Genomic DNA, 22,195 nt, shown 5'->3' on the forward strand with positions numbered 1-22,195 from the left:
CCCATGAGCCGCCCGCCCACGAGCCGCCCGCCCACGAGCCACCCGCCCACGAGCCACCCGCCCATGAGCCGCCCTGCCACTGCAGAAGCGTTTCTCCGGTGGATTCCGAGCAGCGTCAGCCTTCCGTCAGAGATCCGGCAGCCGACTCTGTCACGCTGCCCGGGGAGTATCGCGCCCCCGGGCCCGCCGCTCCCCGGGACCTCCGTGACCGGCGGGGCCCGTCGGGAGGAGGCAGTGACTCCGAGGAGGGCGTCCCATGGCGAGGCAGAGCCGCCCGCGTGCCGTGCGGGGCCGTCCCGGTACGTCCCGTCGGCCGGGCGTACCGGTGGTCTGGCCCCAGTACGACCTGCTGCGCGACGTCGGTGTGCGCCGGCACACCGGACGCAACGTCGAACAGCTGACCTGGCGCTGGTGCGGGCCGCTGGACACCGAGCGGTTCACCGCGGCCTGGCAGTCGGTCGTCGACCGCGAGACCGTGCTGCGGGCGGCCTTCGCGGGGGAGCCGAAACCGCGCGTGGTCTTCCACGACCACGCCCGCGCCGAGGTCGTACGCCACCGTGCGGGCACCGTCGACTGGGACCGGCTGCTGGAGCGGGACCGCCGGCGCGGCTTCGACCTGCGCCGTCCCTGCCCGCTGCGCGTCACCCTCGTCGACCTCGCGGACGCCGGCTCCGGGCGCGTGACCCGGGTGCTGCTCACCTTCCACCACGCGCTGCTGGACGCGTGGAGCGTGTTCGTCCTGCTGGAGGAGGTCTGCCGGGCCTACCTCGCGGGCGGAGCGCTGCCCGGTGGCGAGCGCAGGCCCGACCTGCGTGACTGGGTGGGGTGGCTGGAGCGGCAGGACCCCGCGCCGGCACGGGACTTCTGGCTCGGGGCCGTGCCGGGGGACACCGTCGCCGTGCTGCCCGCCCGGCACGGCCCGCGCACCCGGCAGCGGGGCCTCGGCCGGGCCGAGGTACGGCTGAGTCCCGCCGATGCCGGGCGGCTGCACCGCTGGGCCGCGCTGCGTTCCGTCCCCGACAGCAGCGCCCTGCAGACGGTCTGGGCCCTGCTGCTGTACCGCGCGGCGCGGCACGGCGGGGCCGCGACGGTGGGCTTCGGCGTCACCGTCTCCGGGCGCGGCATCGCGCTGGACGGTGCCGAGCGGCTGCCCGGGCCGATGCGCAACTGCCTGCCGATGGTGGTCCGCGTCGACCCCGAGGAGACGGTGGGCCGGCTGCTGACGGCGTTGCGGGACCGCGCCCTGGACATGGCCGCCTACGAATGGGTCTCCACCGGCCAGATCCACCGGTGGACCGGCCGTTCCGCGGTCCGTTCGACGGGCCGTTCCGCCGGTCGCACGATCAGCCGTTCGAACGATCGCGCGACCGGCGGTTCAGCCGGTGGTGCGACCGGTGGTTCAGCCGGTGGTGCGACCGGTGGTTCAGCCGGTGGTGCGGCCGGCGGTGCGGCCGGCGGGGAGCTGCTGGAGAGCCTGGTCTCGGTGGAGAGCGCGCCGCGCCCGCTCACCTCCATGCGGGCCGAACTCGCCGCCGCCGGCGTCGTCCTGGAGCCGGAGCGGGCGAGCGGAGCGTGGCCCGACCTCCCCGTCGCCCTGCTCGTGCACCGCGGCGGCGACGGCTCCCTGACCTTCGCCGTCGTCCACGACCGCGACCGGATCTCCGACGGTGACGCACACCTGCTGGCCGGCCACTGCGCCCGGCTGCTGCGCCATCTGCCCAGCACCGGTGAGACCACCACCGCGGCCGCCGTGCTGGACGTGCTCGCCGGGGAGGCGCTCCCGCGCATCGCGCCCCGGACACCGGCCCCGGGCGGGAAGGCGTCCCGGCTCCGGCCGCACTCCACGGGCGGCGGGGCGGCCGTCGATCGAGCCACGAGTGAGCCTTGACACTCTGGGCCGACCGATCACCGAGGAGGTGCCCATGCACGACGGCGACAACGAACTGCGTGAGGGCGACACGTCCGTGTTCGTGAGGACGCTCCAGGGCGGGCCGCCGCTGCGCCTGGCGGGCGCGGAGGAACGCGAGGACGAGGACGAGCGGGTCATCGTCCGCAGCATCGACTAGCGCCGGCGCCGTCCGCTTCCCGCGGCCCTTCCGCCCGGCACGGCAGAGCGCCCCCGGCTGCCGGGGACGGCGCCGCCGGGGCCAGGGCCGGGGCCAGGGCCGGGGCCGGGTTCCGCGCGGCACCACGGCGGTCCAGTGAGGGTCGAGCGGCCATTGGCATGCTGGCCCGACGCCCCCTACGAGTGAGGACACACGTATGTCGCCGTCGATGCAGCGCCCGGACGCCGTGACGGTGTCCGACTCGGTCGAGGCGTTCCTGACCGGAACGGCGCTCGTCGCCGCGTTCACCACGCTGCGGCCGGACGGCGCGCCGCACGTGGCCCCCGTGCGCTTCACCTGGGACGTGACGGCCGGGCTCGCACGGGTGATGACGGTGTCCACCTCCCGCAAGGCCCGCAACCTGCTGGCCTCGCCCGGCAGCCGCGTGGCGCTCTGCCAGGTGGACGGCTTCCGGTGGGTCACGCTGGAGGGCACCGGCACGGTCGTGACGGACCCCGAGCGGGTGGCGCTGGGCGCACGGCTGTACGCCAGGCGGTACTGGTCCGCCCCGCCCACCCCGGCCGGCCGGGTGGTCATCGAGATCGCCGTCGACCGGGTGCTCAGCCTGAACGCCTGAAGTCCCCTTCCCCTGTCCGTGCGGCGGTACCGGAGAAGCCCGGTACCGCCGCACGGACGTGTCAGGTCACCGCGCGGGCGGCGGGGAGCCGTCCGCCCACAGCAGCCGGAAGGACAGCAGGTTCAGCCGCCAGCCCTCCGGGGTGCGGCGGGCCTCGCCGTCGACGAACGTGCCCGTCGCGAAGAGCGGGGGCAGGTCGCCCTGGGGGCGCGCGTGGTGCGCGTGGTGGACATGGGTGGAGATCAGGTTCGCCCGGAACGTCGCCCGGTCCCCGTCCAGCTCGACCACGGCCGGGGAGCCGAGGTGCTGGGTGGCCGCGAACGCCGCCAGCGCCGTCCGGTGGTACTCGGCCATGCCCTCGGCGCCCTCGTGCCTGCTGACCGGGAACGCGACGACCGCGTCCTCGGTGAACAGGCCGGCGGTCCAGGCCTCGTCGAGCTCCTCGTCGTCGAGCGAGACCAGGTACCGGTTCAGCAGGCCGGCGATCTCGGCGCGCGATGCGACGGCGGAGTGGGCAGCGGATGCGGTTGCCGACTGATCGGTCGTCAGGGTGGAGGTCATGTCTGAGAATGCCGTCATCCGACTCGCCCGCGGCAAGACCGTTTGTCGAAGTTCTGACGTATCCGACGTTCTTCTGGCGTTCATTGCACAAGACCTGTAATAGCGCCTATTTACGGCCGTCGGAAGCCCCCGTAATACTGACGGAACACCAGTGAGAAGAGGGCAGATGGAATTCTACGATTCGGATGTCATTGTCGTGGGAGCCGGTCCCACCGGTCTTATGCTCGCAGGTGAATTGAGGCTCGCTGGAGTCTCGGTAGTGGTCCTTGACAAGCTTGCCGAGCCTATTAAGGAATCGCGGGCGCTGGGATTTTCGGCGCGGACCATCGAGGAGTTCGCGCAGCGCGGCCTCATGGACCGGTTCGGCGAGGTCGGAGTCATTCCGGTCGGCCACTTCGGCGGCGTACCGCTCGACTACCAGGTGGTCGAGGGCGGTTCGTACGGAGCGCGCGGCATTCCGCAGGCCCGCACCGAAGGCATCCTCGGCGGCTGGGCGCGCGAGCTGGGCGCCGAGATCCGTCGCGGATACGAGGTCACCGGCATCGAGGACGCCGACGGCTCGGTGACCGTCACGGCCGAGAACGGCGACGACTCCCTCTCCCTGCGCGCCCGGTACGTCGTGGGCTGTGACGGCGCCCGCAGCATCGTGCGCAAGCTCGCCGGCATCGACTTCCCCGGCACCGAGCCGGCCATCGAGCTGCGCTTCGCGGACGTGGCCGGAGTCCAGCTGCGGCCCCGGTTCAGCGGCGAACGGGTCCCCGGCGGCATGGTCATGGTCATCCCGATGGGCCCGGACCGCTGCCGCGTCATCTACTTCGACAACTCCGAGCCGCTGCGCACCGGCCCGGACCCGATCACCTTCGAGGAGGTCGCGAGCACCTGGCAGCGGCTGACCGGCGAGGACATCAGCGGCGCCACCCCGCTGTGGGTCAGCTCCACCACCGACGTCAGCCGCCAGGCCGCCGAGTACCGCAAGGGCCGCGTCTTCCTGGCCGGCGACGCCGCGCACATCCACCTGCCGATCGGTGCGCAGGGCATGAGCGCGGGCGTGCAGGACGCCGTGAACCTCGGCTGGAAGCTCGCCCTGGACCTCAAGGGGAAGGCACCCGAGGGCCTGCTCGACACCTACCACGCCGAGCGCCACCCGGTCGGGGCCCGCATCCTGACCAACACGCTCGCCCAGCGCATCCTCTACCTCGGCGGCGACGAGATCACGCCGATGCGCGAGGTGCTGGCCGAGCTCATGGGAGCCCACGAGTCCGTGCAGCGCCACCTGGTCGGCATGGTCACCGGCCTGGACATCCGGCACGACGTCGGCGACGGGGACCACCCGCTGCTCGGCCGGCGCCTGCCGGACCGGGAACTGGTCGTCGACGGCGAGAAGACCCCCTTCTACGCGCTGCTGCGCTCCGGCCGCGCCGTGCTCCTGGAGCTCGGCGGCGACCACGGACTGCGCACGGCGGCCGCCGGCTGGGCCGACCGGGTCGACCTGGTCGCCGCCGAGTTCGACGGCTGTGAGGCCCCCGTGGACGGCATCCTCGTCCGCCCCGACGGCTACGTGGCCTGGGTCGCCCCCCTCGGTGCCGGGGCCGACGGCCTCACCACCGCCCTCGACCGCTGGTTCGGTCCCGCCGCCTGACAGCGCGCCGCGGCCCGAGAACAGTCCGCACTCTCCAAGGAAGCGAAGGATCCATGCCCATCATCTCCGCCGAGGACAAGCACCTCACCGTTCTGAACCTGTTCACCACGGACACTCCCGAGAAGCAGGGCAAGCTGATCGAGGAGATGACGAAGATCGTCAACGCGGCGGCGTACGAGGGCTGGATGTCCTCCACCGTCCACTCGGGCGTCGACAACTACGGCACCCTGAACTTCATCCAGTGGCGCAGCGGCGAGGACCTCGAGAAGCGCTACGCCGGCGAGGAGTTCAAGCACCGCACGCTGCCGGTGTTCGGCGAGATCACCACCTCGATCCGCCTGATGCAGAACGAGGTCGCCCACACGCTGACCTCGGACGCCCTCGGCGGCAAGGTCGAGATCGGTCCGCACCGCGACGACTACACCGTCTTCACGGTCTTCCCGGTCACCCAGGAGGGACAGGACGAGGCCGTCGACGCCCTCGGCTCCGGCCAGGAGTTCCTCACCAAGGTCCCCGGCTTCCGGGCCCACGTCGTGCTCAAGGGCCTGCGCGCCCGCGGCCTCGAGGGCGCCTTCGTCATCTCCTACTCCCAGTGGGACAGCAAGGAGGCGTGGGAGGCCTACCGGGACCAGGCGCCCGAGGAGCAGGCCGAGGCCCGCAAGGCGGCCGTGGCCCGGGTCCGCGCCGTCATCGCCGGCGAGCCGTACAGCAACACCTACCAGGTCGTGCACACGCGCTCTGCCGGAGAGTGAGCCCGGCGCGCCGGGCGGCGTATGAGTCCCGCACGCCTGCGGACCTCCTCCCCGGCACGGGGGCGGAGGTCCGCAGGCGTGCCCGTGTCCGCCCGCGGACCCGGCTCCGGCGGGACTCAGGCAGGCCCCGTGCGGGGCGCTACCGCCGGGCCGCACCTTCAGAGGCGATGGCGTCGTCGTACCCGGCCACCGAGCCGGGCCTGTCCGCCCGCTCCGAGAAACCTTCCGTGCAACCGCCGAGGAGCTAAACCCTATGCACAGCACGCTGATTGTCGCCCGGATGGCGGCCACCTCGAGCAACGACGTGGCCAAGTTGTTCGCCGACTTCGACGCCACCGACATGCCGCACCGCATGGGCACGCGGCGCCGCCAGCTGTTCTCCTACCGGGGCCTGTACTTCCACCTGCAGGACTTCGACGAGGACAACGGCGGAGAGCTGATCGAGGCGGCCAAGGCCGACCCGCGCTTCGTGGGGATCAGCGAGGACCTCAAGCCGTTCATCGAGGCCTACGACCCGAAGACCTGGCGCTCGCCGGCCGATGCCATGGCCACGCGCTTCTACAACTGGGAGGCGTCCCGTTGAGCAGGCGACGCGTTGTGATCACCGGGATCGAGGTGATCGCCCCCGGTGGCGTCGGCAGGGAGAACTTCTGGAACCTGCTGAGCGCCGGCCGTACCGCGACGCGGGGCATCACCTTCTTCGACCCCGCCCCGTTCCGCTCCCGGGTGGCCGCCGAGGCCGACTTCGACCCGTACGAGCACGGCCTGACCCCGCAGGAGGTCCGCCGTCTGGACCGGGCCGCCCAGTTCGCCGTCGTCGCCTCGCGCGGCGCGGTCGCCGACAGCGGCCTCGACATCCCCTCCCTGGACCCGCACCGCGTCGGCGTCACCGTCGGCAGCGCGGTCGGCGCCACGATGGGCCTGGACGAGGAGTACCGGGTCGTCAGCGACGGGGGCCGCCTCGACGCGGTCGACCACACCTACGCGGTCCCGCACCTGTACGACTACATGGTGCCCAGCTCGTTCGCGGCCGAGGTCGCCTGGGCGGTGGGCGCCGAGGGGCCGAGCACGGTGGTCTCCACCGGCTGCACCTCCGGCATCGACTCCGTCGGCTACGCCGTCGAGCTGGTCCGCGAGGGCTCCGCCGACGTCGTGATCGCCGGTTCCTCCGACGCGCCGATCTCGCCGATCACCATGGCCTGCTTCGACGCGATCAAGGCGACCACCCCGCGCCACGACGAACCCGAGTGCGCCTCCCGGCCGTTCGACAAGACCCGCAACGGCTTCGTCCTCGGCGAGGGCACCGCCTTCTTCGTCCTGGAGGAGCTGGAGAGCGCCCGCAAGCGCGGCGCCCACATCTACGCCGAGATCGCCGGGTACGCCACCCGCTCCAACGCCTACCACATGACGGGCCTGCGCCCCGACGGCGTGGAGATGGCCGAGGCGATCAACCTCGCCCTCGGCGAGGCCCGGCTGAACCCGGACGCCATCGACTACATCAACGCCCACGGCTCGGGCACCAAGCAGAACGACCGGCACGAGACGGCCGCGTTCAAGCGCAGCCTCGGCGACCACGCCTACCGCACCCCGGTCAGCTCCATCAAGTCGATGGTCGGGCACTCGCTGGGCGCCATCGGCTCCATCGAGATCGCCGCCTCGGCGCTCGCCATGGAGTACGACGTCGTCCCGCCCACGGCCAACCTGCACACGGCCGACCCCGAGTGCGACCTCGACTACGTCCCGCTCGTCGCCCGCGACCAGCTGATCGACGCGGTCCTCACGGTCGGCAGCGGATTCGGCGGCTTCCAGAGCGCCATGGTGCTCGCCAGCCCGGAAAGGAGCCTCGTATGACCGCCTCCGTGGTGGTGACCGGTCTGGGTGTCACCTCGCCCAACGGACTGGGCGTGAAGGACTACTGGGCGGCGACCCTCGGCGGCAAGCACGGCATCGGCCGCATCACCCGCTTCGACCCCACCGGCTACCCGTCCCGACTCGCCGGGCAGATCGAGGGCTTCGAGGCCGAGGAGCTGTTGCCGAGCCGGCTGCTGCCGCAGACCGACCGGGTCACCCGGCTGGCGCTGGTGGCCACCGACTGGGCGCTCGCCGACGCCGGCGCCGACCCCAAGGAGCTGCCCGAGTTCGACATGGGCGTCATCACGGCGTCCGCCGCGGGCGGCTTCGAGTTCGGCCAGGGCGAGCTGCAGGCCCTGTGGAGCCAGGGCAGCCAGTACGTCTCCGCCTACCAGTCCTTCGCCTGGTTCTACGCCGTCAACAGCGGCCAGATCTCCATCCGCAACGGCATGAAGGGTCCCTCCGGCGTCGTCGTCAGCGAGGGCGCGGGCGGCCTGGACGCCGTCGCGCAGGCCCGTCGCCAGATCCGCAAGGGCACCTCGCTGATCGTCACCGGCGCGGTCGACGCCTCCATCTGCCCGTGGGGCTGGGTGGCCCAGCTGGCCTGCGGCAAGATGTCCACCAGCGACGAGCCCGACCACGCCTACCTGCCCTTCGACCGAGACGCGCGCGGCTACGTGCCCGGCGAGGGCGGCGCGATCCTCATCGCCGAGGACGCCGAGGCGGCCCGCGCCCGCGGCGCCCGCCCCTACGGCGAGATCGCCGGCTACGGCGCCACCATCGACCCCAGGCCCGGCAGCGGACGCGAGCCCGGTCTGCGCAAGGCGATCGAGATCGCCCTGGCCGACGCCGACCTGACCGCCTCCGACGTCGACGTGGTCTTCGCCGACGGCGCCGGCGACCCGGTCGGCGACCTCGTCGAGGCCGAGGCCGTCAGCGCGGTCTTCGGCGACCGGGGCGTGCCGGTGACGGTGCCCAAGACGATGACCGGGCGCCTGTACTCCGGCGGTGCGCCGCTGGACCTGGCGGCCGCGTTCCTCTCCCTGCGCGACGACGTCATCCCGCCCACCGTGCACATCGACCCGTGCGCCGACTACCCGCTCGACCTGGTGCTCGGCGAGCCGCGCCCGGCCGAGCTGCGCACCGCCCTGGTGCTGGCCCGCGGCAACGGCGGCTTCAACTCCGCCATGGTCGTGCGCGCCGCGTGAGAGCCGCCGCCCCCCGCGCCGCGACCGACGACCCGAACCGGACGACGTACCGCGAACCGAACGACGTATGACGAAAGGATCCACCATGGCCAGCAAGCCCTTCACCCTCGAGGACCTCAAGCGCACCCTGCGGGAGGCCGCGGGCGTCGCCGAGGGCGTGGACCTGGACGGCGACATCATCGACACCGAGTTCGAGGTGATCGGCTACGAGTCCCTCGCCCTGCTGGAGGCCGGCAGCCTCATCGAGCGCGAGTACGGCATATCCCTGGACGAGGAGGCCGTCGGCGAGGCCAACACCCCGCGCACCTTCATCGAGGTCGTCAACGCCCAGCTCGCGCCCGCCCAGGCTGCCTGAAGGAGCACCCCCATGACCGACACCACCACCCAGCGGGTCGCCGTCATCACCGGCGCCACCAGCGGCATCGGCCTGGCCGCCGCCCGGCTGCTCGGCGGGCAGGGCCACCGTGTCTTCATCGGCGCGCGCAACGCCGAGAACATCGCCGCCACCGTCAAGGAACTCCAGGACGAGGGCCTCGACGTGGACGGCGCGGTCGTCGACGTCCGCGACACCGAGTCCGTCAACGGCTGGATCCAGGCCGCCGTCGACCGCTTCGGCACCGTCGACGTCGTCGTCAACAACGCCGGCCGCTCCGGCGGCGGCCCCACCGCCGACATCGCGGACGAGCTGTGGGACGACGTGATCGACACCAACCTCAACAGCGTCTTCCGCGTCACCCGCGCCGCCCTGACCATCGGCGGCCTGCGCGCCAAGGACCGCGGCCGGATCATCAACGTCGCCTCCACCGCGGGCAAGCAGGGTGTCGTCCTCGGCGCCCCGTACTCGGCCTCCAAGCACGGCGTCGTCGGCTTCACCAAGGCCCTCGGCAACGAGCTCGCCCCCACCGGCATCACCGTGAACGCGGTCTGCCCCGGCTACGTCGAGACCCCGATGGCCCAGCGCGTGCGCCAGGGCTACGCCGCCGCCTACGAGACGTCCGAGGAGGCCATCCTCGAGAAGTTCCAGGCGAAGATCCCGCTCGGCCGCTACTCCACGCCCGAGGAGGTCGCCGGCCTCATCGGCTACCTGGCCTCCGACACCGCCGCGTCCATCACCTCGCAGGCCCTCAACGTCTGCGGCGGCCTGGGCAACTTCTGACGCTTTCCGGCACCCGACCCCTCCGAGGAGACAGCCTCATGACGACGCGTGAGGTCGAGCACGAGATCACGATCGGCGCCCCCGCCGCCGCGGTCTACGAGCTGCTCGCAGACGTGACCCACTGGCCGCGCATCTTCCCGCCCACCATCCACGTGGACCGCCTCGAGGCGGACGGCAACGAGGAACGGATCCGCATCTGGGCCACCGCCAACGGCAAGCCCAAGGACTGGACCTCGCGCCGCGGCCTGGACCCCGAGGCCCTCACCATCACCTTCCGCCAGGAGATCCCGGCGACCCCGGTCAAGCACATGGGCGGCACCTGGATCATCGAGCCGCTCGGTGAGAACGAGTCGCGGGTACGGCTGCTGCACGACTACAGCGCCATCGACGACGACCCGCACGACCTGCTGTGGATCGAGCAGGCCGTGGACAAGAACAGCACCTCCGAGCTGGCCGCCCTCAAGGTCAACGTGGAGGCCGCGCACGCCGCCGCCACCGAGGAGCTGACGTTCTCCTTCACCGACACCGTGCAGATCGCCGGCGCGGCCAAGGACGTCTTCGACTTCATCAACGAGGCCCAGCTGTGGGCCGAGCGGCTCCCGCACGTCGCCGTGGTGCGCCTGACCGAGGACACCCCGGGCCTGCAGGAGCTGGAGATGGACACCCGCGCCAAGGACGGCTCGGTGCACACCACCAAGTCGTACCGGGTGGTCTTCCCGCACCACAAGATCGCCTACAAGCAGGTCACGCTGCCCGCGCTGATGACCCTGCACACCGGCGAGTGGACCTTCGTCGAGGACGCCGGGGGCACCACCGCCTCCTCGCAGCACACCGTCACCATCAACACCGCCAACATCGCGCGCATCCTCGGCGAGGACGCCACCGTCGCCGACGCCCGCGAGTACGTGCACACGGCGCTGTCCACCAACAGCCGCGCCACCCTCGCCCACGCCAAGGCCCACGCCGAGCAGAAAAAGGGCTGAGCCGTGGCAGCGGACCGCCTGACCACCGACGTCGTCGTCGTCGGGGCCGGACCCGTCGGGCTGATGCTCGCCGGGGAACTGGCCCACGGCGGCGTCGGCGTGGTGATCGTGGAGAAACGGCGCGCCCCGAACACCGAGTCGCGGGCCTCCACCCTGCACGCCCGCACGATGGAGATCCTCGACAGCCGGGCGCTGCTGCCCGAGTTCGGCGACCCGCCGAACGAGCCGCGCGGCCACTTCGGCGGCGTCCCCCTCGACCTGACGCTGCCCACCTCCCACCCCGGTCAGTGGAAGGTGCAGCAGACCCAGACCGAGGTGATCCTGGAGGAGTGGGCGCTGTCGCTGGGCGCCAAGCTGAAGTGCAGGCACGAGCTGGTCGCCGCCGGCGAGGTCGGCGACTGGGTCGAGGCCGAGGCCGTCGGCTCCGACGGCGCGGTGCTGCGGCTGCGCTGCCGCTACCTGATCGCCTGCGACGGCGAGGACAGCAGCGTACGCCGCCTGACCGGCGCCGACTTCCCCGGCCAGGACGCCGCGCGGGAGCTGCTGCGCGCCGACGTCGCCGGCATCGACGTGCCGAACCGGCGCTTCGAGCGGCTGGAGCACGGCCTGGCGATCGCCGCCCGCCGCCCCGACGGGGTGACCCGGGTGATGGCCCACGAGTTCGGATCCGCCGCCCAGGACCGCCCCCACGGCGACGCCTCCTTCGAGGAGATCTGCGCCGTGTGGAAGCGCGTCACCGGCGAGGACATCAGCGGTGGCACCCCGCTGTGGGTCAACGCCTTCGGTGACGCCTCCCGCCAGCTGACGCACTACCGGCACGGCCGCATCCTGTTCGCGGGCGACGCCGCCCACAAGCAGATGCCGATCGGCGGGCAGGCCCTCAACCTGGGCATGCAGGACGCCTTCAACCTGGGCTGGAAGCTGGCCCTGGTGGTGCGCGGCAAGGCCCCCGACACCCTCCTCGACAGCTACCACACCGAACGCCACGAGGTCGGCCGGCGGGTGCTCGCCAACATCCGCGCCCAGGCCCTGATGCTGCTCGGCGGACCCGAGGTCAACCCGCTGCGCGCCCTGCTGGGCGAGCTGATCGCCCTGGAGGACGGACGCCGCCACCTGGCCGGCATGATCAGCGGCCTGGACGTGCGCTACGACGTCGGCGGCCCGGACCACCCGCTGCTCGGGGCCCGGCTGCCGTGCACCGAGGTGCACGCGCGGGAACGCCTGGTCAGCACCGCGCAGCTGGTGCGCTCCGGCGGGGGTGTCCTGCTGGACCTGACCGGCGGACGCGGCGGACGGCTGACCGGCATCGACGGCTGGTCGGACCGGATCACCGTCCTGGCCGCCCGCCCCTCGCCGGGCAGCTCCCTGGAAGGCACCGACCGGGTGCTCGTACGCCCCGACGGCCATGTCGCCTGGGCCGGTTCGGGCACCGACGGCCTCGCCGAGGCCCTCACCCGCTGGTTCGGCCCGCCCCGCTGACGTGCCGTGTCCCCTGCCCGGCGGGGACACCGCACCGCACGACGCCGCACGACGATCCGCCCCCACCACCGCCGGGTCCGTACCGACCCCACTGCCAGGAAGGACCACCATGGAAGGGACAGCGGCGGACACCGACGTCATCGTTGTCGGTGCCGGCCCGACCGGACTGATGCTCGCGGGCGAACTGCGCCTCGGCGGGGCCCGGGTCATCGTCATCGAGAAGCTGGCCGCCCCCACCGGGCAGTCCCGTGGCCTGGGCTTCACCGCCCGCGCCATGGAGACGTTCGACGAGCGCGGGCTGCTGCCCCGGTTCGGCCAGGGCGAGACGCTCGCCATCAGCCCCATGGGGCACTTCGGCGGTGCCCAGTTCGACTTCACCGTCCTCGAGGACGCCCACTTCGGAGCCCGGGGCATCCCGCAGGGCGACACCGAGGCGGTCCTGGAGGGCTGGGCGACCGAGCTCGGCGCGGACATCCGGCGCGGCTGGGAGTTCACCTCCCTCGCCGACGGCTTCCTGGACGGGGACGCCGTCGAGATCACCGTCCGCACCCCGCAGGGCGAGGAGCGGACCCTGCGCGCAGCCCACCTGGTGGGCTGCGACGGCGGCTCCAGCCGGGTGCGCAGGGCGGCCGGGTTCGACTTCCCCGGCACCGACGCCACCCAGGGCATGTACCTGGCGGACATCACCGGCGTCGAGCTGACCCCGCGCTTCCTCGGCGAGCGGCTGAACAACGGCATGGTGATGGCCGCGCCGCTGTCCGAGGGCGTGTGGCGCATCATCGTCTGCCCCGACGGCCGCCCGGCGCACGACCGCGAACGGACCGTCACCTTCGAGGAGGTCGCCGCCGCCTGGCAGGACATCACCGGCGAGGACATCAGCCACGGCGGCGCGAGCTGGGTCAGCTCCTTCACCAACGCCACCCGCCAGGCCTCCGAGTACCGGCGCGGCCGGGTGTTCCTGGCCGGCGACGCGGCCCACATTCACCTCCCGGCCGGCGGTCAGGGCCTGAGCACCGGCGTGCAGGACGCGGCCAACCTCGGCTGGAAGCTGGCCTCGGTGGTCCGCGGGGACGCGCCCGACGAGCTGCTGGACACCTACCACGCCGAGCGGCACCCGGTGGGCGCCCGCCTGCTGATGAACACCCGCGCCCAGGGCATCGTCTTCCTCGGCGGAGCCGAGTCCGACCCGCTGCGCGAGCTGATGGGCGAGCTCGTCCAGTACGACGACGTCAAGCGCCACCTGGCGGGCATCGTCAGCCACCTGGACATCCGCTACGACCTCGCGGGCGAGGAGGCCGACGCGGCGCACCCTCTGCTGGGCCGCCGCATGCCGCCGCGGCTGCTCGTCGGCGCGGACGGCGAGACGCGCATCGCCCGCCTGCTGCACGCCGGGCACGGAGTCCTGCTCGACCTGGCCGACGACGCCGAGGTACGCCGGGCCGCGGCCGGCCGGGCGGGCCGGGTGGACGTCGTCACGGCCGCCGCCAAGCCCACCGACGGCCCGGACGCCCTGGCCGGCGCCACCGCCGTACTGGTCCGCCCGGACGGCTACGTGGCCTGGACGGGCACCTCGGCACAGGGCCTGGAGGCGGCGCTGGACCGCTGGTTCGGCCCCTCCCACTGACCCGGGCCCCTCCCGGGCGGATCCGACGACCGGAGCGTTCGTCCCGAGCGGCACGCCGACTGCGCGCTGTCCTGCCAGGACGAACGCTTCGCGGTGGGCTGGTTCGCGCTCGTGACCAGCGAATACGCGGTCCTACCCGTGGGGCGTCCGGGATTCCCCGCACCGGGGAGCCCTCCAGTCAGTCCTCTGCTCCATCGTCGTCGTCCTCGTCGTCCAGCCCGGGGGCATCCGGGTCGCGCAGCGGGCGCAGGCCGCGGGCCGGGACGGACGGGGTGAAGCTGTAGCGGCCCAGCACGTTGAGGTTCTTGTGCTCCAGCGGGGAGAGCCGGGCGATGGGCCTTGACCCTTATCCCTGAACACGGGCTATGCGGTTTCGGCCAGCGTAGTCCGTGACCGTGCGGCTCGCCGCCGGACGGGATCAAGCTGCGCCGCCCTGTCGGCGAACAATCGTTTGCCGACAGGTGTCGCGGGTGAAGGTGCCGCGGTCTTTGGCATTGCGCGGCAGTGTGGAAATTCCGGCTTCGGGTCAGGCCGGCGGGTTGGGGGTGTATCTGGCGAGCATGGTCTGGACGGCCTCTTCGACGGCGTTGTGGATGTCGGAGGCTGCGGGGTTCCAGTCGGTCAGAAGCATACGGGGCCACAGGACGTAGTTGGCGATCATGCCGAGGAACTGGTTCGCGGCGCTCTCGGTGTCGGGCACATCGGCGTTGCCCGCCTCATGCTCGGATTCCAAGTAGTGCTGGACGGAGGCGAAGTAGGGCAGTTTGCCGAGCTGGAACTGCATCCGTCCCAGCTCGGGGAAACGAGGCAGTTCGGCGATGACGATCCGGAACAGGCCTGCCATGCGGGGCTGGCCGATCAGGTCGGCGTAGCGGTGGCCGATGGCTGTCAGCCCGGAGCGCAGATCTCCCGCCTGTGGCCGCGCGGCGGTAGCGCCGGCGTCGCGCTGCCAGGACTCGGTGACGATGGCCTCGAAGAGGGCCGCCTTGGTGGGGAACTGCTTGAACAGGGTGGACTTCGAGACCCCGGCCGCTTCGGCGATCCGTGCGAGGGAGGTGCCGTCGTAGCCACGGTCCAAGAACAGTTCTGTGGCCGCGGAGGTGATCGCCTCGCGCTTCTGCTGGGCGAGCCTGCGGTGATGCGCGGTGAGTTCTGCTGCCATGCGGAGAGTATGCCGCAGCTGCGAGGCGAGTCACTTGACTCGCCTCGGGGGCCCGCTTACGGTGCAGCAGTAAGGCGAGTCGAGTGACTCGCCTCGGGACTGTGGCACCTGGGCACATCCTGCTTGTCGCACGGTGGAGGAAGTTCATGACAGTTGACAAGATCGCTTTGGTGACCGGTGCGAATCGCGGCCTCGGGCGCAGCGCGGCCATCGCCCTGGCCACACGCGGGGTGCGGGTCGTGGTCACCCACCGCGGTGATGCGGCCGGGGCTGAGAAGACGGTGGAACAGGTGCAGGCCGTGGGTGGGACAGCCGCTGCTCTCCGGCTCGACATCCACGACGTCTCCTCCTTCGCGTCCTTCACCTCCGAACTGGGCGCGCAGCTGGAGCGCTGGGGTACTTCGCGGCTCGACATCCTGGTCAACAACGCGGGAGTGGGAGTCTTCGGGCCGCTGGAGACTGTCACGACCGACGACTTCGACACGGTGATGGGCACCAACGTCCGGGGCACGTTCTTCCTCATCCAGTCGCTCGTGCCGCTGCTGGCCCAGGGCGGCCAGGTCATTAACGTCTCGACGTCACTGACCCGCCACACCAGCCCCGCCACCTCGGTCTACTCCGCCTCGAAGGCCGCCGTCGAAGCTCTGAGCCGCACCCTCGCCGCGGAACTCGGACCTCGCGGCATCCGGGTCAACTCCATCGCCCCGGGGCCGACCGCCACCGACTTCAACGGCGGAGCGATGCGGGACGACGCCGGAACGCGCCAGGTTCTGGCCGGACAGACCGCGCTCGGCCGCGTCGGCGAACCTGAGGAGATCGGCGACGCCATTGCCACGCTGGCCTCCGAGGGACTGCGCTGGGTCACCGCCCAGCGCATCGAGGTCTCCGGCGGCGCCCTCCTGTGACGCCGGGCGACGGCCGGTAGGGAAGCAGGCAGTGACGGCCCCCACTCGCTCCGAGCCGACCGACTCGTCCTCATCCTCGTCCAGCTCGGTCGCCTTCGGGTCGCGCAGTGGGCGCAGGGCGCCTGCGGCTGGGGTGCTGGCGGTGAAGCTGTATCGGCTGAGCAGGTTCAGGTTGCGGTGCTTGAGCGGGGAGAATGCCGCCCGTGGTAGAGGCCATGATCACCGGCTTAGCGTTAACCGCTGTACCGATGTTCCCCGAGGCCGGAAGACGGCTGCTGGTGAGGATCTGGCCCCTCCAGCCGACCAGGTCGAGCAGGACACGGGTGGACGTCTCGGCGACGGCCGCCGGCCCGCCGGTGTCGAAGTCTTCCAGCACGGGGACGAGAGCGCGGGCGAGTGCGGGCCAGTGGGGGCTGGCCCCATAGGCCCCGGAGTCCTAGCTAGCTATGACTTCACGAACAAACCGAACCAGCAGCTGCTCGAACAAATGCGACATCCGCTCCGTCGGCACTCATGAGGCCGGACACGTCTTCGGACTGCGACACGTCGGTTCGGGGCACGAAAGCCTCACCATGTACACGAACTCGTTGCTCGACGAAAGCCAGGACGCTCGGCAAGGGAGACGTCCTCGGTCTTCGTAGCATCTACTGAGAGAGGCTAGATGAGCCGGGTCGGGCGAACCACGGCGCTAGTGGCGGCCGTGATGGTGTCAGCAGTCGCGTGCACGGCGGGTAGCAGTAGCGACGGCGAGGAGTCAGGATCTTGTGAATATCGGATTCTGTACCAAGACCGAACGTACCGTGACGTTGCGAACGTGAAGTTCACAGTCGGGGAGAAGCTCGGCGACGCCACCAAACCGCCTTGCGGCGACACCGGCGGCCAAGATGCATCCGAGGCGTCAGGGACGACAGAGACCGTCTATGGGGTCGACGGCATCTCTCCCAAGGTGGCCATCGCAGTCGGTGACACCCCTGATGAAGCCAAGTTCGTCGCCGCCTACTCCGGCACGAAACTTCCTCCCGAGGTGAAGAAGCGCGGGCCTGACGCAGCATGACGTGCGGCGGTGCTCACCCGTACCGCTGCGGGTGAGTGCCGCCGCATGTTCGGGCGTCCCGGCACGGGAAGGGCCTTGAGGCATATCCCCGGCAGGAAGGTCAGTTCACAGGTCAGCCGCGAGTTCGGCGAGGAAGTCGGCGTTGGCCTGGATGTCGTGGCTCAGCACGACCTGGTGGTGCGGGAGGGCGGCCAGCCGGTTGGTGACGGTCGTGCGTGCCGGGTCGCTGCCGCCGCCGTTGATGCCGGCGGCCAGGCCGAAGTGGTCCGGGTAGCGGTCCTCGGTGCTGCCGCTCATGAAGTCGCTCTCGCCGAGGGTCCGGGCGCCGTCGATCACGGCCGGAGCCGATGTGGGGTCGATGCGGGGGAACAGCAGGGCTGCCGCGCGTCCGCCGGTCGCGAGTTCCATGCCGAACCAGGTGGCGAACTGGTCGGGGAACACCTGTACCTTCCTCTCCCGCTTGCCGCCCGGCTCCCACAACGGCTCTCGGTGGCCGGCCACCAGGGCGTCGGTGACGTCCTGGTGCTGGGTGGGGTGGAGCTGCTCGCCCGCCTGGAGCCGGTCGCGGACGACGTCGTACAGGCCGAGCGCGTCGAGCAGGCCCAGCCCGACGGCGGCCGCCGACGGCCAGGGCAGGACGCTCAGCTCGTCGCCGACGGCCTTGACGAACACCCGGTCGTTGGCGAGGAGCTGGGCGCCGTGGCCGGCCAGCAGCAGGGCCGTGGTGGTCTTGCCCGCGCCCTTGGAGCCGAAGATGAGCAGGGCCCGGCCGTCGCGGACGACTGCGGAGGCGTGCAGCAGCGTCCACCCCTCGCGCAGCAGGGCCGCTCGGATCATCTCCCGGGCGATCCGTGCGGTGGCCAGTGCCAGCGGCTCGGTGGTGCGGCCGGAGAGGGTGACGTGGCCGCCGAGCTGCTCGGAGCGGTAGGCGAGTCCTTCGTCCGGGGAGATGCCGGTGATGGTGCCCGTGCTGTCCTGGGCGAGCAGCAGCCGGGCCTTGGCGTAGGTGACCTCGTCGTAAGGGCAGGAGCGCACGCGTGTGGCGAGGTGCGTGTACGCCTTGTCGTCGAGGTAGGCGGTGACCAGGGGGCCGGCGCAGACGCTGCCGGCGGGGATCTCGAAAGCGTTCCACCACGGTCCGAAGTACCGGCGGGCCCAGTCGGTGACGAAGGCGGTGTTGCTGAGCACGGTCACGCTGGCGTCCGCGGCCTGCAGCCGGGTGCGGTGGGGGGTACTCACGTCGTCTCTCCAGAGGGGGTGAGGATGAGGCAGGGTAGCCGAGCGCCTGGCAGGCGCCGTGGAGCTTGGTGATGGTCATGGCCAGTTGCGCGTCTTCCTCCGCATCCAGGGCGGGCAGGCACGCTACGGGCTGGCCGGAGGTGAAGCGCAACGGAATCCCGAGCCAGTCGCCGTGGTGGTGACAGGTAGTTCCTCGGTGCCGTCGACCTTGGCGGTGAGTGCCTGGCATTAACGAACCGCCGATGGGGCTCAGCCACCGGCAGCCCGCCACGGCGGCGCGGACTGCCGGGCACGGCGGCGCGCGTGTGCCTCGATCAGCCCGGTCCGGACACCAGCCACGCCTCCTTGTCGCTGCCGCCCCTCGCCACCGGCAAGCCCGGCGCTGGAGGCCGACGGGCCACCCCCACCCCGAGGACCGGAGCGCTTGCGCGAGGACCGCAGGGCCACCCGTGCCGTGCCGTGTGGGGGCAACCGGGCAGCGTGCCCCCACTTGACCTGTAGGTGTGTGCCTGAATCCGGCAGGACCCGATGCCTTGATGACTGACGGCTGGTGGTCAGCAGTCGGCTCGTTGTCCTGAAGGTCGTCAAAGGACAATCAGCGTGGCTGAGACCGGGAGCGGTTGCTGGAGACATACGCGCGCCAGCTCGTTCCGGTGCGGCCTTCGTTGTGGCTGACTTTCGGTGGTACAGGCCGAGAGGTAGGAGTCAGTGAAGGTTCGGGACAGCGGAATCCGGTAGTGGGGCGAGAGCCGTGAGCACAGTGAGGGTTCTCCGTGTGCTGCCAGGCAGTTGGACAGTGCTCGCAGCTGCAGGGACACAGGAGGTTTGGGGTGGGGATCCTGCATGCACCCGCAGCCGCGGCCGCACCTATAGAGATTAAGGCGTTTGCATCTCTGCAGGTCAGAGGGCCTGATGGGACTTCAGAACATGACTCCCACGTCATGTTGAGGCTGCGCAACTTGCTTCCTGGGTCAAGTTACCCCGCATCCATTGCTACCTATGTGCGCAATGGCGCGACGGCGGGTGTCGCCGTGTCGAACATGACTCCGGCATCATGTTCGACACGGTCAACGCGCAGATAGGTCGCGTCATTGCTATCTATATGCGCAATCACTAGTGTGCTCAGCGTCTAGGTTTCGATCTTGAGGGGGCACACAGCGTCATGTCCGCACAGCCACAGGGAGACCCTCGTCGGGCTCCCGGTTCGTCCTCGCCTCGCGCGCCGAGTGCCAACAGTCCGTATGCCGGTGCGCTCGGGCCGAGGAAGAACCTCGTCGAGCTGCCGGTCGGCCACACGGCAGAGGTCAGGCCTCCCGTCACGGCCGGCGACTTCATCGGCAAGTACTTCTCCCAGGACAGCCTGGAGTTCCTGCGCTGGGCTGCCAAGTACTTCCGCGACGACAACGTCACCCTGTGCGTACTGCTCTACATGATGGGGAGCCAGGAAGTGGGAGGGGCGGTCGAGCTCAAGCAGGCCGAGATCGCTGCTGAGCTGGAGATGGATCCCGCTCAGGTGTCCCGGGCCCAGGCCAAGCTGAAGCGGCTGGGCCTGGCCTACTCGCCGAAAAGAGGCTCCATCCAGCTCCAGCCTGCGGTGACCCTTCGCGGAGGCTACCGACTGATCCAGAAGTCCGTACGGGGGGCGGCAGCCAAGAAGGTCAAGGTCCAGGTGGAACAGCTGAGCCTTCTGAATGAACTCGTGCTTGACACGGGTGTTCCGGAGGAATTCAGAAACATGGCCCTTCCAGGTGCAAAACTCCCTGAACCGTCATCGAAGGCGCGTAAGCGCAAGAGCACGAAGAAGAAGCCGGAGGCGTGAGATGAGGACTGCAGCGTCTGCGAACCCGGAGCCGCCAGAGCTGACGTACGGCACCTTCAACGGCTTCGCGTACATGCCCGCGATGCCGGGGATCGCCTACCGAGTGCTCTTCCGGCTCCTGGGGATCCAGGAGCCAGGAGGGCGCTGCCTGGTCACGGAGGAGGAATTGGCCGAGGCCCTGGACGTGCACCGCTCCATGGTGGGACGTGGTCTGCAGGCGCTCATCCTTGCCAAGCTCGTGTTTCGCCAGACCAAGGGCGTCTACCTTCTTAACCCGATGATCAGCGGTGCCCGCAGTGTCACGGAGCACCTGGAGGCCATCGGGGCGCTCGACCCCGCCGATCGTCTCGACGTCGACGACTACCAAGAACGTTACGAGGCCGCAGTCGCCCAGGCCGAGCGGGAGAAGAGGGAGAAGCGTCTGGGCCGCGGCACGCAAGGCCGTCCCAAGCCCAGTGCATCCGCTGCCGGGGATGCCGCGGAGGTGCTGAACCTCTCGACGGCCCGTGGCCGCTCACGACGGAGGCCGTCCAGGTCGTAAGGCAGCCGGAAACCATTGAGGCCCCCGCCGAAGCGGGGGCCTCAATGTGTCTAGGTTTCGACAGACAGCCTACCGCCTGATTCTCAGCGGAGCCAAGGCAGGCCTTGACGGGGGAAGCATGCCGGTGCCCACCAGAACGGGCGAAGTCCGCAGAGCCGGCCTCCCGGGAGCACCGGAGCAGGACCGACCCTGACGCTCGCCGCATGGCCCTGACGCGTGTCGTGGAGCGGTCCTTCCCGGTCCGCCGCGCAGGGAAGCACCCACGCGGCAAACTGTCACGAGGCAGACGTTGTCAGCGCGCGGGTCAGTTCGGCGTCGTATTGATCGGCGGCGAAGTGAAAAGTCGGAGGGCGTGTCCCATCAACGGGCACCTGCCAGTCGGACCACTCCACGATCCTGCCGTGGCGCTGCACAAATACGGACAGGTAGCCACAGCATCCGCCCGTGCACTCGGGCTCACCCAGCACTACACGTCGCCCCTCGGCGGTTGCCCAGAGGGGACCCTGACCACCGGCCGGCAATGCCTCCTCGGCAAACGGGCCGCGGCCTCCCTCTCCGGTCGCGGCTGCCACCACTTCCTCGCCGTCGATCCGGAAAGACAACTGGGCAGCCCATCGGGGGCCTGGTGGCAAGACACTGATCTCAAGCCGATTGAACACCCAAGCACCCTACGCGAGTACTGGCAGCCTCAGTTCCGTAGTTCCGCTCCTACGGCCGGATGCCGGCATCCGGCCGGCCATCAGGCAACGCCCGAAGGCGGACGTTGCCTGATGCGGCACCAGCCAGCGCGAGGACCGCAGGGCCCCCGTACGGTGCCGGGCCGGCCTTGCGGCGCCGGCCCCTTCTTCAGACGTCGTTTCTTTTGGTGGTCGGGGCCGAGCTGTGCAGGAATACTGCTGTGGTGCTGTTGACGTGGTTCGCTGAGGTGGCGGCCGAGCCCCTGGTGCTGGAGCCGACAGACCGGCGAGTGGAGTGGGAGACCAACACCTGGTCGCTGGGTGCGGCGGACGAGGACAGGAGTTCGTTGTCCGTCGCCGAGGTGGTGGATGCCTTCGAGTGGACTGCTGCTGGCGTCCCGGAACGCATTCGCGATCTGGGCTTTCCCGGGGTGGCGACGTTCTACGTGTGGCACGACGAACAGGCAGGGCAGCTCCGGTGCTCGACCGGTTCTGTGCCCCCGGATGCGCTGCCGTTCAGCGGCCCCTATGTGGCTTCAGAGGTCCTCGGTCCGATCGTCGAGGGATGTCTGGCCGATGACGAGCCGGGCTCTGTCGCCTGGTCGGAGCTGGACGACGCGCAGGGCCTCTCGGAACAGGCCGAGACCGAACTGGAGATCACGCCCTTGGACGTCTGGGCCAGCGGCGTCGGAGCCTCACACTGACTGGTCCTGCCCCGTCCACACGGATGAGTGGGCGGTGGCAGATGAGGGCACCTCCAGGACCCCAAGAAGGGCGTGACGCGCGTCACACCGGCCTCGTGTCACGAACGGGCGGCCCGCCTCCATCTGGTGGTCGTCATCAGCGACTGGAGGAGGACGGAC

General features: G+C 70.8%; 22 protein-coding genes. 18 read left to right on the forward strand and 4 right to left on the reverse strand.

Features of this window, described 5'->3' with window-relative positions:
- Positions 1 to 256: 256 nt before the first annotated feature.
- The 3 genes from KUM32_RS01300 (at position 257) to KUM32_RS01310 (ending at position 2,682) form a co-directional block, all read left to right on the forward strand.
- Positions 257 to 1,888, forward strand: a complete 1,632-nt coding sequence (locus KUM32_RS01300; RefSeq protein ID WP_217139864.1) for a condensation domain-containing protein — start codon at positions 257 to 259, stop codon at positions 1,886 to 1,888.
- On the forward strand, positions 1,878 to 2,066 hold the full coding sequence (locus KUM32_RS01305) for a hypothetical protein (RefSeq protein WP_217139865.1): 189 nt from the start codon (positions 1,878 to 1,880) through the stop codon (positions 2,064 to 2,066). The genes KUM32_RS01300 and KUM32_RS01305 overlap by 11 nt, the downstream gene beginning before the upstream one ends.
- Before the next feature lie 196 nt (positions 2,067 to 2,262).
- A complete protein-coding gene (locus KUM32_RS01310; RefSeq protein WP_217139866.1) occupies positions 2,263 to 2,682 on the forward strand; it encodes a pyridoxamine 5'-phosphate oxidase family protein in 420 nt (139 codons plus the stop codon).
- A gap of 66 nt (positions 2,683 to 2,748) precedes the next feature.
- Here KUM32_RS01310 and KUM32_RS01315 read toward each other — a convergent pair whose 3' ends face one another.
- The gene (locus tag KUM32_RS01315; protein WP_217139867.1) at positions 2,749 to 3,243 is read right to left on the reverse strand and encodes a nuclear transport factor 2 family protein; all 495 of its coding nucleotides are present in this window, start codon (positions 3,241 to 3,243) and stop codon (positions 2,749 to 2,751) included.
- A gap of 166 nt (positions 3,244 to 3,409) precedes the next feature.
- Between KUM32_RS01315 and KUM32_RS01320 the strand changes: the two genes are divergently transcribed.
- The 10 genes from KUM32_RS01320 to KUM32_RS01365 all read left to right on the forward strand — a co-directional run bounded on the left by KUM32_RS01320 (position 3,410) and on the right by KUM32_RS01365 (position 13,935).
- A complete protein-coding gene (locus tag KUM32_RS01320) occupies positions 3,410 to 4,882 on the forward strand; it encodes an FAD-dependent monooxygenase (protein WP_217139868.1) in 1,473 nt (490 codons plus the stop codon).
- Positions 4,883 to 4,935: 53 nt separating this feature from the next.
- On the forward strand, positions 4,936 to 5,634 hold the full coding sequence (locus tag KUM32_RS01325) for an antibiotic biosynthesis monooxygenase (RefSeq protein ID WP_217139869.1): 699 nt from the start codon (positions 4,936 to 4,938) through the stop codon (positions 5,632 to 5,634).
- A gap of 253 nt (positions 5,635 to 5,887) precedes the next feature.
- Entirely contained in the window at positions 5,888 to 6,217 is a 330-nt protein-coding gene (locus KUM32_RS01330) for a TcmI family type II polyketide cyclase (protein WP_217139870.1), read from the forward strand.
- Complete coding sequence (locus KUM32_RS01335; RefSeq protein ID WP_217139871.1) at positions 6,214 to 7,485, forward strand: beta-ketoacyl synthase; 1,272 nt, start codon at positions 6,214 to 6,216, stop codon at positions 7,483 to 7,485. The genes KUM32_RS01330 and KUM32_RS01335 overlap by 4 nt, the downstream gene beginning before the upstream one ends.
- Positions 7,482 to 8,693 carry a ketosynthase chain-length factor gene (locus KUM32_RS01340; RefSeq protein ID WP_217139872.1) on the forward strand — a complete coding sequence of 404 codons (1,212 nt, stop codon included), beginning with the start codon at positions 7,482 to 7,484 and terminating at the stop codon, positions 8,691 to 8,693. The genes KUM32_RS01335 and KUM32_RS01340 overlap by 4 nt, the downstream gene beginning before the upstream one ends.
- A gap of 85 nt (positions 8,694 to 8,778) precedes the next feature.
- Positions 8,779 to 9,048: an acyl carrier protein gene (locus tag KUM32_RS01345; RefSeq protein ID WP_217139873.1), complete on the forward strand. Its 270-nt coding sequence runs from the start codon at positions 8,779 to 8,781 to the stop codon at positions 9,046 to 9,048.
- Positions 9,049 to 9,060: 12 nt separating this feature from the next.
- Positions 9,061 to 9,849 carry a 3-oxoacyl-ACP reductase FabG gene (gene fabG, locus KUM32_RS01350; protein ID WP_217139874.1) on the forward strand — a complete coding sequence of 263 codons (789 nt, stop codon included), beginning with the start codon at positions 9,061 to 9,063 and terminating at the stop codon, positions 9,847 to 9,849.
- Positions 9,850 to 9,887: 38 nt separating this feature from the next.
- Positions 9,888 to 10,832, forward strand: a complete 945-nt coding sequence (locus tag KUM32_RS01355; protein ID WP_217139875.1) for an aromatase/cyclase — start codon at positions 9,888 to 9,890, stop codon at positions 10,830 to 10,832.
- A gap of 3 nt (positions 10,833 to 10,835) precedes the next feature.
- The gene (locus KUM32_RS01360) at positions 10,836 to 12,311 is read left to right on the forward strand and encodes an FAD-dependent monooxygenase (protein WP_217139876.1); all 1,476 of its coding nucleotides are present in this window, start codon (positions 10,836 to 10,838) and stop codon (positions 12,309 to 12,311) included.
- A gap of 109 nt (positions 12,312 to 12,420) precedes the next feature.
- Positions 12,421 to 13,935 carry an FAD-dependent monooxygenase gene (locus KUM32_RS01365; RefSeq protein WP_217139877.1) on the forward strand — a complete coding sequence of 505 codons (1,515 nt, stop codon included), beginning with the start codon at positions 12,421 to 12,423 and terminating at the stop codon, positions 13,933 to 13,935.
- Positions 13,936 to 14,461: 526 nt separating this feature from the next.
- On the opposite strand, the gene KUM32_RS01370 is transcribed toward KUM32_RS01365, so the two are convergent.
- On the reverse strand, positions 14,462 to 15,097 hold the full coding sequence (locus tag KUM32_RS01370) for a TetR/AcrR family transcriptional regulator (RefSeq protein WP_217139878.1): 636 nt from the start codon (positions 15,095 to 15,097) through the stop codon (positions 14,462 to 14,464).
- Between the two features lie 146 nt (positions 15,098 to 15,243).
- Between KUM32_RS01370 and KUM32_RS01375 the strand changes: the two genes are divergently transcribed.
- Together KUM32_RS01375 and KUM32_RS01380 are read left to right on the forward strand one after the other, a co-directional pair.
- The gene (locus KUM32_RS01375; RefSeq protein WP_217139879.1) at positions 15,244 to 16,002 is read left to right on the forward strand and encodes an SDR family NAD(P)-dependent oxidoreductase; all 759 of its coding nucleotides are present in this window, start codon (positions 15,244 to 15,246) and stop codon (positions 16,000 to 16,002) included.
- A gap of 703 nt (positions 16,003 to 16,705) precedes the next feature.
- Positions 16,706 to 17,056 (forward strand): DUF6281 family protein, encoded by a 351-nt coding sequence (locus KUM32_RS01380; RefSeq protein WP_254404877.1) that lies wholly within the window; start codon positions 16,706 to 16,708, stop codon positions 17,054 to 17,056.
- Positions 17,057 to 17,161: 105 nt separating this feature from the next.
- Here KUM32_RS01380 and KUM32_RS01385 read toward each other — a convergent pair whose 3' ends face one another.
- A complete protein-coding gene (locus KUM32_RS01385; RefSeq protein WP_217139880.1) occupies positions 17,162 to 18,295 on the reverse strand; it encodes a hypothetical protein in 1,134 nt (377 codons plus the stop codon).
- A gap of 1,162 nt (positions 18,296 to 19,457) precedes the next feature.
- On the opposite strand from KUM32_RS01385, the gene KUM32_RS01390 reads away from it, so the two are divergent.
- Positions 19,458 to 20,114 (forward strand): hypothetical protein, encoded by a 657-nt coding sequence (locus KUM32_RS01390; RefSeq protein ID WP_217139881.1) that lies wholly within the window; start codon positions 19,458 to 19,460, stop codon positions 20,112 to 20,114.
- Between the two features lies 1 nt (position 20,115).
- The gene (locus KUM32_RS01395; RefSeq protein WP_217139882.1) at positions 20,116 to 20,655 is read left to right on the forward strand and encodes a hypothetical protein; all 540 of its coding nucleotides are present in this window, start codon (positions 20,116 to 20,118) and stop codon (positions 20,653 to 20,655) included.
- A gap of 275 nt (positions 20,656 to 20,930) precedes the next feature.
- Here the strand turns inward: KUM32_RS01395 and KUM32_RS01400 are convergent, their stop codons facing one another.
- Positions 20,931 to 21,314, reverse strand: a complete 384-nt coding sequence (locus tag KUM32_RS01400; RefSeq protein ID WP_217139883.1) for a hypothetical protein — start codon at positions 21,312 to 21,314, stop codon at positions 20,931 to 20,933.
- Between the two features lie 239 nt (positions 21,315 to 21,553).
- Between KUM32_RS01400 and KUM32_RS01405 the strand changes: the two genes are divergently transcribed.
- Entirely contained in the window at positions 21,554 to 22,036 is a 483-nt protein-coding gene (locus KUM32_RS01405) for a hypothetical protein (RefSeq protein WP_308408562.1), read from the forward strand.
- Positions 22,037 to 22,195 lie beyond the last annotated feature (159 nt).

It is taken from the genome of Streptomyces sp. AC627_RSS907 (assembly GCF_019049165.1).

Excerpts from the sequence above, each read along its gene's own strand:
- KUM32_RS01330 (WP_217139870.1), top strand. The coding sequence starts at position 5,888 with ATGCACAGCACGCTGATTGTCGCCCGGATGGCGGCCACCTCGAGCAAC.
- KUM32_RS01320 (WP_217139868.1), top strand. The coding sequence starts at position 3,410 with ATGGAATTCTACGATTCGGATGTCATTGTCGTGGGAGCCGGTCCCACC.
- KUM32_RS01340 (WP_217139872.1), top strand. The coding sequence starts at position 7,482 with ATGACCGCCTCCGTGGTGGTGACCGGTCTGGGTGTCACCTCGCCCAAC.
- KUM32_RS01355 (WP_217139875.1), top strand. The coding sequence starts at position 9,888 with ATGACGACGCGTGAGGTCGAGCACGAGATCACGATCGGCGCCCCCGCC.
- KUM32_RS01380 (WP_254404877.1), top strand. The coding sequence starts at position 16,706 with ATGGTGTCAGCAGTCGCGTGCACGGCGGGTAGCAGTAGCGACGGCGAG.
- KUM32_RS01390 (WP_217139881.1), top strand. The coding sequence starts at position 19,458 with ATGTCCGCACAGCCACAGGGAGACCCTCGTCGGGCTCCCGGTTCGTCC.
- KUM32_RS01310 (WP_217139866.1), top strand. The coding sequence starts at position 2,263 with ATGTCGCCGTCGATGCAGCGCCCGGACGCCGTGACGGTGTCCGACTCG.
- KUM32_RS01315 (WP_217139867.1), bottom strand. The coding sequence starts at position 3,243 with ATGACCTCCACCCTGACGACCGATCAGTCGGCAACCGCATCCGCTGCC.
- KUM32_RS01375 (WP_217139879.1), top strand. The coding sequence starts at position 15,244 with ATGACAGTTGACAAGATCGCTTTGGTGACCGGTGCGAATCGCGGCCTC.
- KUM32_RS01365 (WP_217139877.1), top strand. The coding sequence starts at position 12,421 with ATGGAAGGGACAGCGGCGGACACCGACGTCATCGTTGTCGGTGCCGGC.
- KUM32_RS01300 (WP_217139864.1), top strand. The coding sequence starts at position 257 with ATGGCGAGGCAGAGCCGCCCGCGTGCCGTGCGGGGCCGTCCCGGTACG.
- KUM32_RS01345 (WP_217139873.1), top strand. The coding sequence starts at position 8,779 with ATGGCCAGCAAGCCCTTCACCCTCGAGGACCTCAAGCGCACCCTGCGG.
- KUM32_RS01370 (WP_217139878.1), bottom strand. The coding sequence starts at position 15,097 with ATGGCAGCAGAACTCACCGCGCATCACCGCAGGCTCGCCCAGCAGAAG.
- KUM32_RS01325 (WP_217139869.1), top strand. The coding sequence starts at position 4,936 with ATGCCCATCATCTCCGCCGAGGACAAGCACCTCACCGTTCTGAACCTG.
- KUM32_RS01395 (WP_217139882.1), top strand. The coding sequence starts at position 20,116 with ATGAGGACTGCAGCGTCTGCGAACCCGGAGCCGCCAGAGCTGACGTAC.
- fabG (WP_217139874.1), top strand. The coding sequence starts at position 9,061 with ATGACCGACACCACCACCCAGCGGGTCGCCGTCATCACCGGCGCCACC.